This window comes from Fictibacillus sp. 18YEL24 (assembly GCF_015903855.1).
Lineage (GTDB): Bacteria > Bacillota > Bacilli > Bacillales > Fictibacillaceae > Fictibacillus > Fictibacillus phosphorivorans_C.
On record NZ_JACZDT010000002.1, the window covers coordinates 560,033 to 578,359 of the forward strand.

The window sequence follows — 18,327 nt, forward strand, 5'->3', positions numbered from 1 at the left end:
ATGATTCTACAAATGCAATATATGGTATTACTAGGTATTGTTTTTATTCTAAGTGGTACAGAAAAGTTAGCCAAGCAAGAGGAGCATAGAAGGTTACTGTTTAACTATCAAATTCTTTCAATGAAACAAATTAAACGGTTTTTGCCTGTACTTGCTAGTCTTGAAATTTTGATAGGTTTATTATTATTCTCTTTACAGCTATCCAAAGTAGCGATAATAGGAGCAGTGGGGCTGATGCTGATTTTTACTGGTGCGATCGCTATCAATCTCTTTCGTGGAAGAAAAGACATATCTTGCGGATGCGGCGGCGTTATGGGGAATCACAAGATCTCTTGGTGGTTAGTTGTTCGAAATGGTTGTATTTCCTTAGGACTTGTTCTTTGTTTACCTTTTGATGAATCAATAAAATCTATTGGATTATATTATGGTGTTGCCTGCTTTAGTGCAATATTTATTATTCTATGTTCTCTAATAATAAAGAATCTATCAACAGTGCAAGGTGAAATAAATAGAATCATGGGAAAGGACTTGATTAGATGAGTTGGAATATATTATCACAAACCTTTTTATGGGTGATTGTCATCTGTCAATTTTTTGTTATTTTTTATTTAACTCGCATACTATCGCAGTTTTTAACAAGATTTAGGACTACTGGTCAAAAAGTAGAGGAAATGAGTCTTCAAGTGGGTACGAGTGCCCCTCTTTTCCGAGCTAAAGACAGTAGAGGAAATACGGTGAAAATTCATGACTATATAGGTAGGGATGTATTGTTGCTCTTTAGCAACCCATCATGCTCCACTTGTGAAAGCCTCTTAGAAAAGGCATCTTCTCTTGAAGTACCAACATTCATTATTAGTCCCGAAAGGTATAGCGACGAACGCATAAAACGATATCCTCAATTTATATTCTTATATGATCCAAATTTATTGGAAAATTACTACATACAAAAGGTTCCTACTTTAGTGGTCGTTGATCAGTATGGAAATGTTGCCACAATAGGTGGCGCTAATCAATTTGAGGAAATTCAAGATCGTTTTAGAACTAGAGTAGATAAACAAGTCCAGATTGGTTAGTAATGGGGGAGAAACATGAAAGTCGTCAAACTTAGTGTGAATTTTTTGTTGCTGTGTATCAGTATTCTTATGGTAGGATCCATTCCATTTCTTATCTATGACATAGATAGGCAGCTCAAAGTACTTAAGATGATTGAGAATAACGAAATAGAAAACACCCTTTTTCTCTATGATTCTGTTCAATTTAATATTGGCAATTACTTTAATCATGTCAAAGAAATGCTAGGGAACATCTTTTCTATTCAAGACTTTCAATATTATAAATTCAAAGAATATTATCCTGTTTTTCCAGAACTGAACCAACTATATTTGATGTCGGTCAAATACTTAATAGCTGCCTTATGTATAGGGTTGATTTTGGCTATAACTTTAAGTTTCTTCATTATGCTGTTACCGACTACGCAAAGGGATAAAGTTAAGAAGGTATTATTTGTCGTTGAATCACTTCCAGATATTTTTATTATTTTCCTCTTACAGTTTTTAATCATTTGGTTTTATAAAAAAACAGATATTTTGTTGTTTCAGATCGTAAACGTATTTGGTAAGCCTGCATTTTTCCTGCCAGTACTTTGTTTGAGTATTCTTCCCTCTATTTATATTACAAAGTATTTATTGATTTCTTTAGAAGAAGAGGAAAAGCAATCCTATGTGGAAATGGCTAGAGGAAAAGGTTTATCCATGTATTACATCGTATTTGTGCATATATTTCGAAATGCCATATTCACTCTTCTATTTCATTTTAAGACAATCTTTTGGTTTTCACTCTCGAACCTTTTTGTTCTAGAAATAATATTTAATATTCACGGTATTATGACACACATCAAAACTTACGGAAGTATGAATCCCGACCTTGTAACGTTAAGTATATTATTAATATTTATTCCTTATTATTGTTTGTTTCATTTGGCTTCTGCCGTTATTTCCAAAAAGATAAAAGGAGATATCAGTCTATGAGAAGACTATTAAAAGAGAAGTCTTTTATTTTTGGTTTTTTCTTTTTATCAACGATATTCGTCATGAGTTTTGTTTACACACATGGAATAAAAGACCCGAATGATAAACCTCAGGCTGTTCTTTATAATGAGAATCAAGAGTTAGTAGCTCGAGCCCCGTTTCCTCCTTCTGAAGATTTCCTATTAGGCTCTGATAAAGAAGGGAAAGGTGTTCTTACAAACTTAATTGAAGGAGCAAAATATACGATTGGTCTAGCTATTCTATTGAGTTTATTTCGGATACTCCTTTCGTTTATTCTTGGCTACCTATTTTTTATCTTACCAAAAGTAGTAAAAGACAAAATTGAAATTCTGTGTGATGCTTACCATTATGCTCCTACTGCTATTTTTGCTTATTTAATACTCTCTCCAGCATTGATCGCGTTTTCTTGGTCTTATGATGATAAATCAAAATTTTACATTACTATCGGAGTTATTATCGCATTGGCAATACCCATTCTTTCTGTTTATCTCATGAGAGAAATTGAGAATATATTTAGAAAAGAATTTATTTCTAGTTCCAGACTGATTGGTGGTAGTTCGATTCATATTTTTTTGAAGCATGTTACACCTTTTCTCATCCCGAAAATCATCATTATGTTTGTTCAGCAAGTAGGACAAGTATTAACTCTGTTTGCCCATTTAGCACTCCTGGATATTTTTATTGGTGGTGGAAAACAAGTTATTATGGGAGTGGATTTAGAGGGTAACTTACTTATGGAGTCTTTCTCTCTATCATCTGAATGGGGTGGCTTGATTGGAAAGAGCTGGAACAGCTTTATGTCATATCCTTGGATGCTGTTTGGCCCTATACTAGCCTTTACTTTAACCATATTAGCTGTGAATTTTATGGCTTCAGGATTAATAAGGTGGAACCAAAGAGAGTATAATATGCCTTCTAATAAAAAAATCAATAGCTCACCTTCTGTATTGAATGTAACAAGTGAAAACGTATTTAGTTTTGATAAAGTGAAGTTAACAGAAAAAAGTGGATAACAGATTCAAGCGCTTAGAGGTATTTCAAAATACTAAAGGCGCTTTTTTGTATAACTGCACATCTTCACCAATATCGTTCTCTAAAAATACACTATAAGAAATGCCATAAATCTGGAGGGGTGGAATAAATGCCATCCAAAGACGATTTTATCAAACAAGAAGGCACGGTGTTTCCCGGCAAAACATACGTAGAACACTTGCTACGCCCCGTATTCAACGACCAAAGAGACTATCTTTTTAAACATATGTTTAACATCCACCGCGCACATGTTGTAATGCTTGCGGAACAAAGTATATTAGAAAAAAGGGAAGCGGCAGAAATTCTACGGGGAGTCGAAAACATAGGAAAAATCGACCCGCAAACATTAACATACGACCCACAATTCGAAGACTTATTCTTTATGATCGAATACAAAATGAGTGAAGAAATCGGACCCGATCTTGCGGGTAGTATGCATATGGCGCGAAGCCGAAACGATATGGGAATCGCCATGTACCGTCTCGTGCTCCGAGAACACATCCTCACACTCACAGAAAGCGCACTTTTACTCGCAACAGCCCTTCTAGAAAAGATCGACGAACACGCGGAAACTGTCATGACCGCCTATACCCATACCCAGCCTGCACAACCAACAACTCTCGGACACTATTTAACCGCTGTGCTAGACATCCTTTTACGAGATATCAAACGTCTTCAATCTGCGTACGAAACAGTGAACTGTTCACCTATGGGAGCGGCAGCACTCTCCACAACGAGTTTTCCCATCGACCGCATTAGAGTTAGTGAACTGCTCGGTTTCTCCAAACTAATCGAGAACTCATACGACGCTGTTGCTGGTGCGGATTATTTGATAGAAACAGCGACTGCCGTTTTAACGTTAATGACGAATAGCGGTCGTTGGATTCAAGATTTTCTTCAACTCGTTACCCGTGAACATAACATCATAAAAGTGGCAGATCCATACGTGCAGATCAGCTCGATCATGCCGCAAAAACGAAATCCGGTTTCTATTGAGCATTCGAGGGCACTTGCCAGTTCATCAGCAGGAGAGGCTCTCGCGGCAATCCATATGATTCATAACACACCATTCGGCGATATCGTGGATACCGAGGACGATCTTCAGCCACATTTATATAGAAGTTATGAAAAAGCGAACCGGGTGATGCACCTCATGCATGCGGTCATCCGAACGATGGAAGTGAACAAAGTAACCGCGCTCCGGCGAGCAAAAAAATCCTGTATCACGATTACAGAGCTTGCGGATTTTTTAGCGAAAGAAAAGAGTGTACCGTTTCGCGCTGCTCACAAAATAGCGAGCACCCTTGCGAAAAAGTGCTCATCGGAAAAGTTAGAACTATATGATCTGCCCCTTCAAACGGTTCAACAAATTTTGATGACTCATCACCAAAACATGACTCTCACCCAAAAAGAGTGGGAAGACATCATTTGCCCGATCCAATTTGTGAAAAGGCGCAGCATTCAGGGGGGACCGAATTCGGATGAGGTGAGGAGGATGGCAGGAGAACGACACACTGTGATAAATGATCTAGTAAAGTGTCTGGAAAATAGAAAAACGAACCAAACATTAGCAGAAAATAAGCTGCAATGTGCAATTTGTAGTCTAATAGAAGGAAATTAAAAAAAGCCAGCAGGCTTTTTTTAATTTTATGTCGAAAAGACAGTTAAATAAATATCCATAATTGCCGATATATGTAATAAACGGTATTTTTGAAGGAGGAGAACATGGAGAACACGGTTGTAAAACGGTTAGTGATGACTTCTGCGTTTGCTGGTGCATTTTTTGCTGTTCCTCTCGTTGGTGAAGCTGCCCTAGGTGATAACACACTGAAACCAGGGACAACACATGCGGATGTTCAGCAGCTGCAATCTATTTTAAAGCAAAAAGGATACTTCAAAGATTCACAAACGACAACGTATTTTGGACCGGTTACAAAAAAGGCAGTTATGGATTTTCAGAGAGCGAACGGACTCGTTGTAGATGGGATCGTGGGGAAGAATACGTATAGCAAGTTGTTGCAGAAGTCGTTTCAAGAAACAGCACCGAAACCTGCACCCAAGCCGATAACAGCAAAGCCGGTTCCATCGAAGCCAGCTGCATCTAACCCAGCGGCAAACACTTCTTCAAAAGAGATGAAGCTGAACACTACAGGACAGGCTGTCATGAAGCTTCAGCAAGACCTAAAGTTCCTTGGTTTTTTTACATATTATAAAACGACCGATTATTATGGAACGATCACAACAGAAGCGGTTCGCAAATTTCAAATCAGTCAAAAATTAAAAGCTACAGGTGTAGCTGATGCGAAAACACAAGAACTGATTCTGAAAGCTGTGGCGGCTAAAAAGGCACCAGCGGCTCCACCTGCACCAAAACCAACGCCGGCTCCATCAAAACCGGCGACACCACCAGCTCCAAAGCCCCAGCCAATCACTTCTAAGGACTTGAAGTTTGGCACAACAGGGCCGGAAGTTAAACAGTTGCAAACACGCCTGAAAAATCTAGGCTTCTTTACATACCCTATGATCACGGACTATTTTGGGACGGTAACAGAAGATAGTGTTGAAGCGTTTCAAAAGGCACACGGCCTACCTGTGACAGGAGTCGTAACCAAAACCGTTTTGGACAAGATGACTGAAGTGGAGAACAAAAAGCCAGAGCCTGTCAAAAAGCCGAATGAAATTACGATTAACGTAATCGCAAACGCAGCAGAACTTATGGGAACACCATACGTTTGGGCAGGAACGACTCCGAGCGGTTTTGACTGCAGCGGGTTTATTCAATATGTGTTTGCAAAAGAAGACGTTGCACTTCCAAGAACGGTTGCTCAGATGTGGAATGCCACAACTGCTGTTTCTAAGCCAGCAGTTGGCGATCTTGTATTCTTTGAAACGTATGCCACTGGTCCATCACACCTTGGCATCTATTTAGGAAACAATCAATTCGTTCATAGTGGATCGAGCACGGGCGTGACGATCAGCAATCTTACTTATAAGTATTGGCAAGACCGATATCTCGGTGCCAAGCGTATTAACTACTAACAATCTATCACCTTGTGCGTATCTTTATCTATGCGCGCAGGGTGATTTTTTTATCATGGAGTTATCACACATTTATTGCCAGGTATTTTGTTATAATGATTAAACAACTGTTTAATGGTAGGGAAAGGAGTTCTGTTTTGAAGAATTTTTATAGAATCACCGTATTAGCAGCACTTTGTTTTGTCTTTTTGACGGCTTGTTCTGAACCGCCAAAGCCGGAATCGACGGTGGAGAAGTATATGGCCGCGTGGCAGAAACAAGATTTTAAGAGTATGTATGACATGCTAGATTCAAAGTCTCAGAAAAAGATCTCGAAAAAAGAGTTCGTAGATCGTTATACCACGATTTATGGTGGCATTGAAGCTGCTGATCTTAAGGTCAAAGCTTCAGGGAAAGTGAAACAAAATGAAAAAGAGGAAACGAAAGCTCAATCCTCTTATTCTGTAAAAATGAACACACTTGCGGGTCCAGTGGACTACACGCATAACATAAAACTAAATCTAGAAGAAAAAGAAGATACAGAGAATTGGAGAGTCGAGTGGAATCCGTCACACATCTTCCCACAGATGAAAGAAGGAGATAGAATTTCGGCTTCATCCATCGCACCAAAGCGCGGAGCGATCTTAGACCGTGAAGGAAATCCGCTAGCGTTTAATGGCACAGCTTATGAAGTATCGATTGTTCCTCAAGAACTGCCGAAAGACCAAAGCAAAACGATTGTCCCACTCGCAAAAATTTTAGGCATGACACCAGAGGAAATTCAGAAAAAACTGGATCAGCCTTGGGTCAAACCTGAATATAGCGTTCCAATTAAAAAGATGCAGACGGATAACCCAGATATTCAAAAAGCCGTCGCGCTAGAAGGCGTGCAGTCACCGAAAGTCGAAACGAGACTGTATCCGCTAGGAGAAGCGGCAGCCCATCTAACAGGTTACATCGCACAAGTGAACGCTGATGACCTGAAAAAGTTAGAAGGAAAAGGATATACCGCGCAAGATTTTGTCGGTAAAGCAGGACTCGAGAGATTGTACGAAGAACAGCTTCGCGGTCAAGCGGGTGGAGTTATAAAAGTACTTACGAGTGAAAAAGAAGAAAAAGCGGTTGTCGCAGAGAATGAGGTCGTAAACGGCAAAGACGTGAAAACAACGATTGATAGCGGCGTGCAGAAGTCTATCTATGCACAACTCCAAGGGGATGTGGGAACATCATCCGCCATCCATCCTAAAACGGGTGAAGTGCTCGCACTCGTAAACAGTCCAACTTATAATCCGAATGAGTACACACTTGGCCTGACAGAAGCGGTACGTAAAAAGTGGAGAGATGATCCAAAAAATCCGCAGCTGAACCGATTCGTATACACATATGCACCGGGTTCAGTATTGAAACCGATAACGGCTGCGATCGGAATGGAGAACGGAACACTCAATCCGAGCGATGTGATGAACGTGAGCGGTAAGTCGTGGCAAAAAGATAAATCGTGGGGCGGTTATACGGTAACTCGTGTTAGTGCCGTTCCAAGTGTGAACCTTGAAAAAGCACTGATCTACTCAGACAACATTTACTTTGCTCAAGCTGCACTGAAGATGGGGCAAGAACCATTCGTGAACGGCTTGAAGAAATTCGGGTTTGGCGAAGATCTGCCACTCGCGAATCCGTCTACAATAGGCGAAGAGGAAATGACCGAAGTACAGCTGGCTGATAGTGGGTATGGGCAAGGAAAGATTGAGATGAGTCCGCTTCACCTCGGAATCTCGTATACACCATTTTTAAATAACGGTAATCTTTTAAAACCGCAGATTCTTCAAGAGGAAGTGGCGAGTCAGCCAACTGTTTTGAAGGAAAATGTGATATCAGAAGAAACGGCAGCAATCCTTCGCGATGATATGTCAAAAGTGGTCTCAAACCCAGCTGGAACGGCGCATGACGCTTACATGGCGAAGCTGCCGCTTGCAGGGAAAACCGGAACGGCTGAACTCAAAGCCAGTAAAGAAGACAAAAACGGTATGGAGTTAGGCTGGTTTGTAGCTTACAATACCGAGAATCCGTCCCTTTTAGTTACGATGATGATTGAAGATGTAAAGGGAAGAGGAGGCAGTCATTATTTGGTGCCTAAGGTGAAGAAGGTTTTTGAAGAACATCAGCAGAAATCATAGATTGAAAGAAGCTCCTTGCTAAGCAAGGAGCTTCTTTTTTATGCTGATCGTTTCTTATAGAAGTCTATGAGTCGTTAAACGAGTTCTATGAGTCAAAACCACCATCCTATGAGTCGTTATTAGTGGTCTATGGGTCAAAATGAATGTTCTATGAGTCAAACCAAATTCTATGGGTCAAAACCGCCCTTCTATGGGTCAAACTCCAACCTCTATGGGTCAAACCGATTCCATCGTCATCCCCTCCCCTCCCCATAACCCTAACACATCAACACACTAATCTCTCCAATCATCAAAATCCAAGTGATACTTTCTATGACGTAATTCTCCAGATGTCGGTAAGTCCATGCTCAAAAGTAATTTCTTAGCTATTGTCCGTGATTCTAATTGAATAAAGTCACGAAACTGACTGTTGGTGATTGTTCGCCCGAAAAGAAGAGAATAATCTTTCAATGCCTGAATGTGTGCTGATCTTAAGTAACACTTACACGAAGGGCAGAACCACTTTCTTGTATTCCTGATCATTGGAATTAAACCGCAGCTCGGGCAACTTACCCCTTTCATAATGTCATTATGTGAAATTTGATATTTTTGCAGCAGGTTTGGGATGGGTGAGGTGTGAGCTTTTAAAAGCGCCTTAGAAAGCTTACGTAAATCTTTCATCGAGAGCCGTTCCTCTGTATGCTTCTTGTCAAAATAACGAATCTTCTCTGGAAGATTAATTTTGTGGGTAATCCATTTGTAAACTTCTGAGCGGCCAGGGGATACTTTAATCTGTGTTTGAGGGTTGCTAATAACAACGACAGCTTCAACAGGGATCTCCAAAGAATGCTGATTCTTAATCCAATCCAGTAGACAATAACGCTGCCTTTTCAATTGTGAAATAGGATCTGCGAATGTCTCTTCAATGCCGTTGTATGTTCTAATAAGTTGGAATAAGTCTTGATCAAAATAGAGTTTGCCTGAAAAATTCTTAACTTCAATGATGAAAAAGTAATACGGAGTTAGGATTAGGATATCGAGTTGAAAATAAGAGTCGTTATGAGGAATACGGAGGTTATGAAAGATTAGATACTCTTTTTGAGGTAAGTCCTTCAGATGAAAATCGATGGATTGCTCTCCTTTATGTCCTGACAAATACTTAGCGAGTTCATCTTCTATGTAAGTTCTCAGAGGATAGTGTGGCTGAAGTCGTGTTAGAAGCAATTCTAAACCAGAGACAACAACTGGTGTACGACGCTCTTTCATAATCATTTCATTGAATCACTCTCCTTTATATACATTCGAATTCTAGGAATAAACGAATTTCCCTGCACTAATAATCTACAAATTTCAACAATTTTCTTGTAATAGAAAATTTTTCCCATTATTATAGTAATAGACTGTATAAGGGGTTGGGACGGGTGAAGAAGCGTCGGTTTTTAACGGTGTTTATTATGATCGCATGTCTTACGAGCGTGATTAGCGGACACTTTTACTACAATAATAAATTAGAAGAAACAGCATATGCGGCCAAAAAAGAGCTTGGCATAACACAAACGAAAGTAGCAATAAAGGAAGTTGCAACCAAAGAACCTAAAAAAGCTACAACAGAACACTTTGCGAATGCCCCAAAAGATGTAGCGAATCTTTACAAACAAAAAAAGGAAGCCGGCGAGCCACTCCTTTTCCATCTCATCGGTTCAGCCAGCACATCTACTGAAGAAGGAACATGGGCAAAACTTTTCACAGATGAAATGACAAAAGTGTATGGAAAAGACGTTAACATCCAAACCACTTCTATAGGTGAGATGACGAGTCTTGATCTGCAGGAAGATAAACTATACGAAGAACTACTAAAAAACAAGCTGACATTCTATTGATTGAGCCACCACTATTAAACGATAATTATGGAGTAACCATGGCTGATTCATTATTTGTACTAAATAAGGTAATCACCGAAACAAAAAAGACTAATCCAGAAGTCATCACAATGCTACAGCCATCGAATCCAATCAGTAAACCTGTGAAGTACGCTGAACAAGTTGAAGCTCTAGAAGCGTTCGCGGCAGAGAAGGCGATCCCGTACTTAAATAACTGGAAAGCATGGCCAAGTGTTGATTCTGAAGATATTAAGAAGTATTACGATTCAGAAACACTTCTTCCGAACGAAGAGGGACACAAACTTTGGGCTGATTATATGATCGCAATTTTTAAATAGAAAGAAATCAACCTGCTGACAATGTTGTCGGCAGGTTTTTCTTTAGACGAATTGGTTTCAAAAGACACACATGCTATAATTTTTGCATGTATAAGGGAAATAGGTGATGTTTTTGAAAAAGTTTATTTTATATTGGTTACCGGTACTGATTTGGGCGGGTATGATTTTCTTCGCAAGTTCACAGCCCTACGAAAAACAGGATCTGCGTCCGACGATCTCTGATTTTTTGAACTTGGATTTTGTAGAATCTTTATTTTCTACTACCGTTTTTAATTATGCTGGAGAAGAGATAAGTATAGAAAGTATGGGGCCTGCTCATTTTATAGAGTTCTTTATCCGAAAAGGAGCGCATTTTAGTGTGTATCTAGGACTAGGTTTTCTATTATACCGAGCCTTTACGATACATTTAAACAATCGTTTAACAATATTTTTGATTTCATGGATCTTAACCATTACTTACGCGATTTCTGATGAGATTCACCAAGGGTTTACTCCCAACCGAACACCATTGATGGAAGATGTAATGATTGATACAGTGGGTGGTCTTGTTGGAATTTCACTAGCTTTGTTTTTTTATAGAAATATTCGTCGAAAAAGAATCTAGTCATCATTACGAGTGATACAATAGAAAAAAAGAGAGAAAGAAGGTGAGCGTATGCAGATGCCAATCACGATGCATACGAATTTGGTCACACTTGGCCAAGAAAAACGTCTAGACGGTAATGTGTTTCAACTGATCCTTCAAGGCTATCAACTTTTTATCTTAGATCATCCATTTACGCTAAGTAAAAATGAAAACAGCTCTCCTGTTGGGAAAGCTGTTGTGAAAGAGCTGACGTGGAAAGAAGGCTCTACTTATCTTGTTTATGAATTAATAGATTTACATGGTGTTAACTAGCAAAGGTTACTTATACGTAATTGCTTGCGAACCCATTTGTTCCCATGCCGCTTTAAAGTCTTGAAGCGGCATTTTTCGACTCTTCTTTTCGTAAAGTGGATCGTTAAAATAAACAAAAGTTTCATCAAATCCAGTAATTACAACAGAATGCTCTTTCCAAGTAATCTGGACTTCGCCTGTAGGAGTGTTCCACGTTCGAAATTCACTTTCAGGAAGCTTTTTAAAATCTGAATTAATGATGATCCAAACGGGTTTTCCTGTTTTCACTTTATTCAGCACATCCAGAAATGCACTACCACTCATATTTACAATGCGTCCTGGCAGATAAGATTCAGCTAGTTCAGCTATAGGACCGTTGTAAACACCATATCCCATATTGCTAAACGAATAAATATCACCTACAAATCCATCGTGCGGATTTCCATAATAGTAGGTGCCGTTTTTGTTCTCATAAGGAGTGGTTACTTTTTTGATCTCTTTGGCAAGTTGCATTTTATCCACTTTTACACCTGCATGCTGAAGCATCATGGCGAGGGAGGTCACTTCACAGCCTCGATCTAGCTCAGGTTCTTGGAGGATGAGAGGAACATCCAAAGGCATTTTAACTAGGTTCTGCTGCTGAGTTTCTTTCTGAGTACGCTCAGGTGACGTTTCTTCAGTAAAAGCAGATAAAGCAACACCACAAAGAAACGCGAGAATGAGTAAGAAGATACTTTTCCTTTTCATGAAATCCTCCAATTGTGATTTCTTTCTAACCTTTACTATACCTTGTATTTAAGCATTAATCCTATCATGAATTTAACAATTAACCGATACTCCATAAAAGGGGGCAAATCATATGCGCACATTCTTATCCTTCATCTTAGTTTTTCTGTTCTCTCTAACTATTCAACAAAGGGAAATTCAAGCAGAAACGAGCGACAACTATATTCTACACACAACATCTGTTGAACAGCAGCAACTATTACAGAAGGAACTAAATGATCTTTCAATAAACATAAAGGAATCTTTTTCAATCAACGAGCATACGTTTACAATTGTGCGCACGAATCAATCAGAAGTGATCCATCAGTTAATAAAAGAGAAGGTAATTACAGATGCAGAAATAAACCAGAAAGTGCAAAACCAAGTACTAACAAAAGCACCGTCTTACCAACCATTACCCTGGGGCATTACTTACACACAAGCTGATCAACTGTTTGGAGTAGGAACGCAACGAAAGATTGCCATCTTAGACACAGGAATTGCATATAACGAAGACATCAATTCAAGTATTGCAAAAAAAGCGACATTTATAAATGGTTCAAAGTTAGAAGGGCAGGCCATTGATGACGATGCCAAGTTTCATGGAACCCATGTTGCAGGAATAATCGCAGCGAAACATGACACAAAAGGTACAGTAGGCGTTGACCCTACAGCAAGGCTATATATCGCTAAGGTTTTAAACAAGAATGGTATCGGCTATGTATCTGATATTTTCAAAGGATTAAAATGGGCAATGACTGAAAAAGTAGACGTCGTTAACATGAGTCTTGGCATGACAGAGAAATCCGATCTATTTGAAACGGTGTTAAAAGAAGCTTATGACAGTGGCGTGATTGTTGTGGCATCTGCTGGTAATAACAGTGGAGCTGTCCAATACCCGGCAAGTTCAGCATATACAATTGCAGTTGGGGCTCATGATGAGAGTGGACGAATGCCTTCTTGGAGTTCTTTCGGTTCAGAAGTTGACGTACTCGCTCCAGGGGTATCCATCTACTCTACACTCGGAAACAACCAATATGGCAATCTAAGTGGAACTTCCATGGCTACACCTTATGTAACTGGTACAATTTCTAAAATGCTGAACAAATACGAAGGAAATCGCACATCAGCTCGAGTAAATTGGGTGAAACAGAGACTACAAAAAGCATCTTCCTTCTATATAAAAGCGGATGGAACAGCGACATCGCATGCAGGAAGGTTAAATACAAAGAGAAGTTATGACGGTTCTTCTTATATGGCACATACCATTTCAGTACAAAACAGTAATGGATCCATACGCATTTTAAGCATCTATGATGTAAATGAGATTAAAAAGATTTCACCCAGAAACATTTTGTTAACTTCACTCGATCGTGTCGAAAAATATCAGTTAAAGAAAATATGGAACGATAAATGGCTGAAGAAATAAATTTTTATAGGAATTTAGTAGGGAAAGTTTTATCTTTCTCTTTTTTTTTTGAAAAAAATAAAAGAAAGTTGTTAAAAACAGTAAAAGTTTTCCTGAGGAGTCCGATATTATCTTTGTTGATAGAATACTAGAATAATGATTAGGAAAAAAGAACTATATTACAATATTAACCATTGTTACAAAAAGTTACTTATTTTTTACAAAAAAAGCTAGTATTTTATCAAAAAATGTTATATTATATGAAATGTAGCCCAAAAACTACAAAAACTTCCATGGTAAAAAGTATAATAGTTTACAAGACATGGAATTAGAGGTATTATTTTGGGGTGCAAGTAAATTTGGGAAAATTAGGGCTGGTTGAAAGTGTAGGTATTTTGAACCAGGCTAATTTTAATAAAAACCTACATATCGAGAGGGGAAATTTATCAATGAGTAAGAAAGCATTTAAAGTCGCTTCTGCTGCTGCAGTAGCTGCAAGTGCATTCGTAGCAGTTAACCCTGCTCAAGCTGCTACAGCTGCTGAAGCGGACGTACTAGTAAAGAAAGCAGAAAGCCTTGGAGGAACTCTTAAGTGGGCTATTTCTGTAGAAGGATCTTGGGATGGCCACAGTAATCCTGACATGAAGCTTTTCAACGATACAAAAGCTGCTCATGCTAAAGCTGTAACTGCTGTATCTTCTCTACCAGCTGGATCACAAAAAACAGCTCTACAAACTCGTTTGAATGACAAAGTAAAGTTGTATGTTGACCGTGCAGTAACTGTAATCGATGCAGTATCTGCTGGTAAGAAAATCGAAGGCAAGAAAATGGCTCTTGAAACTCAGCTTGATGCAAGCAAAATTGATTCTGCAACTGTAAAAGCATACGATGACTTATCAGCTGAAATCCGTAAACAAGAATCTCTTCTTAGCCGTGTATATGGTCAGACCTCACGTGCAAGCATCCGTGATTACTATCAAAAATCTGCAGAAGCTGTTAAGGCTGAAGCTAAATATCCTGTAAGTGTACTTGTTGAACTTGGACGTTTAGACGCTGCAATTACAGCTAAAAACTTAACTGAAGCTACAACTCGATACACTAACATCTCAGATTGGTTACCAAAAGTAGAAAATGCAACAATGAAAGCTGAACTTCAAGCGCAATTTGATGCTAAAAAATCTGCTTACGAAGCTCTTAAAGCTCCTAAGATTGAATCAGTAAGTGCGATTGACGCAAGTACAATCGAAATTAAGTTTAACCAAGCAATGGAAAAAGGCACTGGAACTAACGGCGCTGAAAACATTGCTAACTATATCATCAACACTACTGCTCTAAGTGCTACTGATACAGCAGAACTAAGCGAAGATGGTAAGACAGTTACTTTAACTTTAAATACTTCTGCTGATTTAACAAATGATACTGCTTATACTGTAACTGTTGATAAAGATATCAAAACTGTTAGCGGAAAAGTATTAGGTACAGTAGATCATAAAACATCGTTGTTCTTTGCTGATCATGTGAAGCCGACAGTTCAATCTGTAGCTGCACAAGCAAATGGTGATGTGAAAATTACTTTCTCTGAAAAAGTAGCTGCTGGAACTCCAAGTGTAGTTATCAATGGTAAAACAGTTGCTCCAAGTGCTGTATCTGGAAATACTGTTACAGTAACAAAAGCAAACCTTACTCTTTCTGGTGCTAACTTAGAAAATGGTAAATCTTATTCTGTTTATGTAAATGGTTATAATGATTTAGTACCTGTTTCACCAAATGCAATGAGCCTTTATGTTGGTTCATTTACTTATAATGTAGTAGCAGATGTTACAGCTCCTTCAGTTTCATCTTTAGTGGCTAAAGATGCAAAAACTCTTACATTAACATTCTCTGAAGCTATTTCTGGTGCAAACACTGATGGTACTACTAATAATGCAACTGTTTTAAATCTTGTAGTTAAAAAAGGTTCTAGTGTAATTACTACTACAGCAACTACAACTGATGGTAAAACATTTACTTTAAACCTAGATCAAACTACAAACGTACTATATGATTCAACAAAAAATGAAACATCAGCAGTATTAAATGTTACAGTTAAGGGATACAAAGATGCGTCTTTAAATATTGGTACTGAAACTTCTCAAAACGTTACAGTAACTAATGACGTAACTGCTCCTGCATTTGTGAAATCTGAATACGATTATGCTAATACTAACTTTGTATTAACATTCAGTGAAGGATTAAAAGCTGATGCTGTAAAAACTGCCTTAGCTGCAGGAATTACAATTGTTGATAGCAATGGTGTTCTTCAAACTCAAATCACAGCTGCTGAAATTAAAAATATTGCTACTGGTGATAAAACTATAACAATTGATAATTCAAATGCTACTGGTTTAGATCTTCCAGCTGGAACTTACACATTTAGCTTTACAAAAGAGCTAATTAAAGACCAAGCTCTAAATGGTGGAATTGGAAATGCTGCATTCAGTACTACTGTAACTGTACCTGCAACTGCTCCTGGTTCTGATAGTGGCAAACCAACTGTAACTTCAGTAACTAATGGTGCAAAAGATGTATTTACAGTATTGTTTAGTGAAGCTGTAAAAGGTGGTTCAGTAGCAGGTTCTGCAACTGATGCATTTAACTACAGATTGAATGGTGCTCCATTACCAGCAGGAACTGTAATTACTCTTGATAGTTTAAAAACTACAGCAACTATCACTCTTCCTGCAGGTTCTGTAAGTAAGTCAGAAACACAACTGTTTAATGTTTGGAACGTTCAAGATTTAGCTGGTAATGTGTTAGATACTACAACTAAAACTGTTGCAGTACTTGATTCTGTAAAACCTGAACTTCTTTCTGCAAAAGTTGATGCAGACGGTGCTCTAGTACTAAGCTTTAGTGAAAATATTTCAAATGCTGTTTCTACAGTAGACTTTGTTGCTGCTGACTTTGAAGTTAAAGTTAATGGCGCAGACGTAACTGAAGCTCTAGCAGCTGGTGTTAACTCTAATGAACTAAAAATTACTGCTTCAGATGCTAGCTTTGCTGCAGGCACAATAACTGTAAAAGTTCTTGATACTGCTGTTGGAACTGATGGAAATGGAAATGTAGTGAAAACTGGTACTTCTGTAACAGCTACTCGCTAATTAAGGTTTTAGAAAGGAATGTGCTAATTTAAGGATTGTCGATACATCTTAATTTAGCACCCCTTTCGATAGGAGAAGAACCACTTGATGACTTTAGTGTCATTCAGTGGTTCTTTTTTTTATTAAAATAATTACAGGGATGAGAAAAGTGAAAACGAAAATAATTTTCAACTTTTGTTAGAAGCCAAATTAGAGTCATTACTCATGTGAATTTTACAGAAAAAAATTTCTTCTAAAAGGTTCAGGAACAATGAAGATTACGGACTTTCTAAAAGATTACCATGAATGAGTTCTTTTTCTTTCACTTATTCCAAAAAACTAGCCTGAGGGAATAAATCTCTGGTGTTTATAGAGTTTTGCCAAAACAAATTCTTTCTTGTTTGTAAGTTTCTCTGTACAAAATGCGAAATAACAAATGCATGATATATGATCTTGAAATAAAAGATAGAAGGGAAATTAGATATATCGAGGTATAAATAAAACAAAATATGGATAAAAACACAAAGAGAGCTCCTTTAAAGTCTAAGGAACTTAATTATAGTTTTTTTATACTAAGAGTTTAACCAATAATTTAAAACTCTATACAACTTAAAGTAAAAAGGAGTTGTCTTTGTGAAGAAAGCTATTGCATATTGTAGAAAATCTACTATTAATAATAGGTTAACTGAAGAACAAGGAGTATTGTATCAGTTGAAATCAATAGAGCAATACGCAGAGTATCATCAAATGAATATTGTGAAAACATATTCGGATGTCGGTTATTCAGGAAGAAATACGGAACGTCCAGAGTTACAGGAAATGCTTTTTGATCTAAAGACAATGAAAATTGAAGCTGATGTTTTACTTATTTATTCAGTAGATCGTTTCTTCTTGATGAGAATGAGGTTGCAAACATATACTCCAAAATACAGGCTGCAAACGTAACTGATGTAAAGATAAGAGAGTCACATATAGCTTCGGTTAAGCAAATTGCAGAAACAAAACCTTCCTAACGGAATAGAAGTGTAGTATTAAACATAGCGTAGATCAGCATTTAAGGAGCTAAAAGAAGGGGACTGGTCAATGGAAAAAAATAATAACGTAATAAATATTAAAACGGTTGCAAGACCAATTAAATTTAGAGATCAGAGTGAAATTATTGCTGACAGAAGAAAGAAACGTAAAGAAAGATATATTGAACTAAAGAAGCAAATACGGAATTTTAAGGAAAAGAATTAAAGTTGAGAACGGTAGCATTATAATAATTTGTTAACATAAGTTGTTATTCGATTCGTATAATGATAACGTTAAATTAATAGAACCCACAACGCCTCTTAACAATGCGAACCAATGTGGGTCATTTTTATTTAAAAGGCATGTATATTATTAACCACTTCGTAGAGTCTTTGAATCTAGAAGTCTATAAATATATAATCTCTAGAATGTATATCTATTACTATATAAATCATTGACTTTAATGGAAAATAAAGTTATATTGAAGTCATTAATTTAATAACTAACGGGAAAGACCCGAGCTATGTCTAATTTATTTTGGCATGAGTTCGGGTCTTTTTTTGTTTTTAGGATGTGATTGAAAAATGAAATAACACAGGAAAAGATAACTGGTTAATCTTGAGTGGTTAATCTCAGATTAACTACAAAGACCTTTGTTTGGCCATGTTACAGTAA

The 18,327-nt window shown here is 37.8% G+C and carries 17 protein-coding genes; 15 read left to right on the top strand and 2 right to left on the bottom strand.

Annotation, left to right across the window (positions count from 1 at the left end):
- The 7 genes from HU823_RS08150 to HU823_RS08180 all read left to right on the top strand — a co-directional run bounded on the left by HU823_RS08150 (position 1) and on the right by HU823_RS08180 (position 8,272).
- Entirely contained in the window at positions 1-540 is a 540-nt protein-coding gene (locus tag HU823_RS08150; protein WP_197221751.1) for a MauE/DoxX family redox-associated membrane protein, read from the top strand.
- The gene (locus HU823_RS08155; protein WP_197221752.1) at positions 537-1,073 is read left to right on the top strand and encodes a peroxiredoxin family protein; all 537 of its coding nucleotides are present in this window, start codon (positions 537-539) and stop codon (positions 1,071-1,073) included. Before HU823_RS08150 ends, HU823_RS08155 begins: the two co-directional genes overlap by 4 nt.
- Positions 1,074-1,088: 15 nt before the next feature.
- Complete coding sequence (locus tag HU823_RS08160) at positions 1,089-2,027, top strand: ABC transporter permease subunit (RefSeq protein ID WP_197221753.1); 939 nt, start codon at positions 1,089-1,091, stop codon at positions 2,025-2,027.
- The gene (locus HU823_RS08165; protein WP_197221754.1) at positions 2,024-3,061 is read left to right on the top strand and encodes an ABC transporter permease; all 1,038 of its coding nucleotides are present in this window, start codon (positions 2,024-2,026) and stop codon (positions 3,059-3,061) included. The genes HU823_RS08160 and HU823_RS08165 overlap by 4 nt, the downstream gene beginning before the upstream one ends.
- A gap of 128 nt (positions 3,062-3,189) precedes the next feature.
- Positions 3,190-4,701, top strand: a complete 1,512-nt coding sequence (argH, locus tag HU823_RS08170; RefSeq protein ID WP_197221755.1) for an argininosuccinate lyase — start codon at positions 3,190-3,192, stop codon at positions 4,699-4,701.
- A 104-nt stretch (positions 4,702-4,805) separates the two neighbouring features.
- Positions 4,806-6,119: a peptidoglycan-binding protein gene (locus tag HU823_RS08175; protein ID WP_197221756.1), complete on the top strand. Its 1,314-nt coding sequence runs from the start codon at positions 4,806-4,808 to the stop codon at positions 6,117-6,119.
- A 137-nt stretch (positions 6,120-6,256) separates the two neighbouring features.
- Positions 6,257-8,272: a penicillin-binding transpeptidase domain-containing protein gene (locus tag HU823_RS08180; protein WP_197221757.1), complete on the top strand. Its 2,016-nt coding sequence runs from the start codon at positions 6,257-6,259 to the stop codon at positions 8,270-8,272.
- 273 nt (positions 8,273-8,545) lie between these two features.
- Here the strand turns inward: HU823_RS08180 and HU823_RS08185 are convergent, their stop codons facing one another.
- Entirely contained in the window at positions 8,546-9,523 is a 978-nt protein-coding gene (locus HU823_RS08185) for an NERD domain-containing protein (protein WP_197221758.1), read from the bottom strand.
- A 149-nt stretch (positions 9,524-9,672) separates the two neighbouring features.
- Between HU823_RS08185 and HU823_RS08190 the strand changes: the two genes are divergently transcribed.
- The 4 genes from HU823_RS08190 to HU823_RS08205 all read left to right on the top strand — a co-directional run bounded on the left by HU823_RS08190 (position 9,673) and on the right by HU823_RS08205 (position 11,367).
- Entirely contained in the window at positions 9,673-10,131 is a 459-nt protein-coding gene (locus tag HU823_RS08190) for a hypothetical protein (RefSeq protein ID WP_197221759.1), read from the top strand.
- A 38-nt stretch (positions 10,132-10,169) separates the two neighbouring features.
- Positions 10,170-10,469 (top strand): SGNH/GDSL hydrolase family protein, encoded by a 300-nt coding sequence (locus HU823_RS08195; RefSeq protein ID WP_197221760.1) that lies wholly within the window; start codon positions 10,170-10,172, stop codon positions 10,467-10,469.
- A 112-nt stretch (positions 10,470-10,581) separates the two neighbouring features.
- Positions 10,582-11,073 (top strand): VanZ family protein, encoded by a 492-nt coding sequence (locus tag HU823_RS08200; protein WP_197221761.1) that lies wholly within the window; start codon positions 10,582-10,584, stop codon positions 11,071-11,073.
- A gap of 51 nt (positions 11,074-11,124) precedes the next feature.
- On the top strand, positions 11,125-11,367 hold the full coding sequence (locus tag HU823_RS08205; protein WP_197221762.1) for a DUF2584 family protein: 243 nt from the start codon (positions 11,125-11,127) through the stop codon (positions 11,365-11,367).
- Between the two features lie 6 nt (positions 11,368-11,373).
- On the opposite strand, the gene HU823_RS08210 is transcribed toward HU823_RS08205, so the two are convergent.
- Complete coding sequence (locus tag HU823_RS08210) at positions 11,374-12,093, bottom strand: C39 family peptidase (protein ID WP_197221763.1); 720 nt, start codon at positions 12,091-12,093, stop codon at positions 11,374-11,376.
- A gap of 112 nt (positions 12,094-12,205) precedes the next feature.
- Between HU823_RS08210 and HU823_RS08215 the strand changes: the two genes are divergently transcribed.
- The 4 genes from HU823_RS08215 (at position 12,206) to HU823_RS08230 (ending at position 17,877) form a co-directional block, all read left to right on the top strand.
- On the top strand, positions 12,206-13,540 hold the full coding sequence (locus HU823_RS08215) for a S8 family peptidase (protein ID WP_197221764.1): 1,335 nt from the start codon (positions 12,206-12,208) through the stop codon (positions 13,538-13,540).
- 428 nt (positions 13,541-13,968) lie between these two features.
- Positions 13,969-16,659 carry an Ig-like domain-containing protein gene (locus tag HU823_RS08220; protein ID WP_197221765.1) on the top strand — a complete coding sequence of 897 codons (2,691 nt, stop codon included), beginning with the start codon at positions 13,969-13,971 and terminating at the stop codon, positions 16,657-16,659.
- Between the two features lie 612 nt (positions 16,660-17,271).
- Positions 17,272-17,583 carry a recombinase family protein gene (locus HU823_RS08225; protein WP_197221766.1) on the top strand — a complete coding sequence of 104 codons (312 nt, stop codon included), beginning with the start codon at positions 17,272-17,274 and terminating at the stop codon, positions 17,581-17,583.
- 138 nt (positions 17,584-17,721) lie between these two features.
- Complete coding sequence (locus HU823_RS08230; RefSeq protein ID WP_197221767.1) at positions 17,722-17,877, top strand: hypothetical protein; 156 nt, start codon at positions 17,722-17,724, stop codon at positions 17,875-17,877.
- Positions 17,878-18,327: the final 450 nt, after the last annotated feature.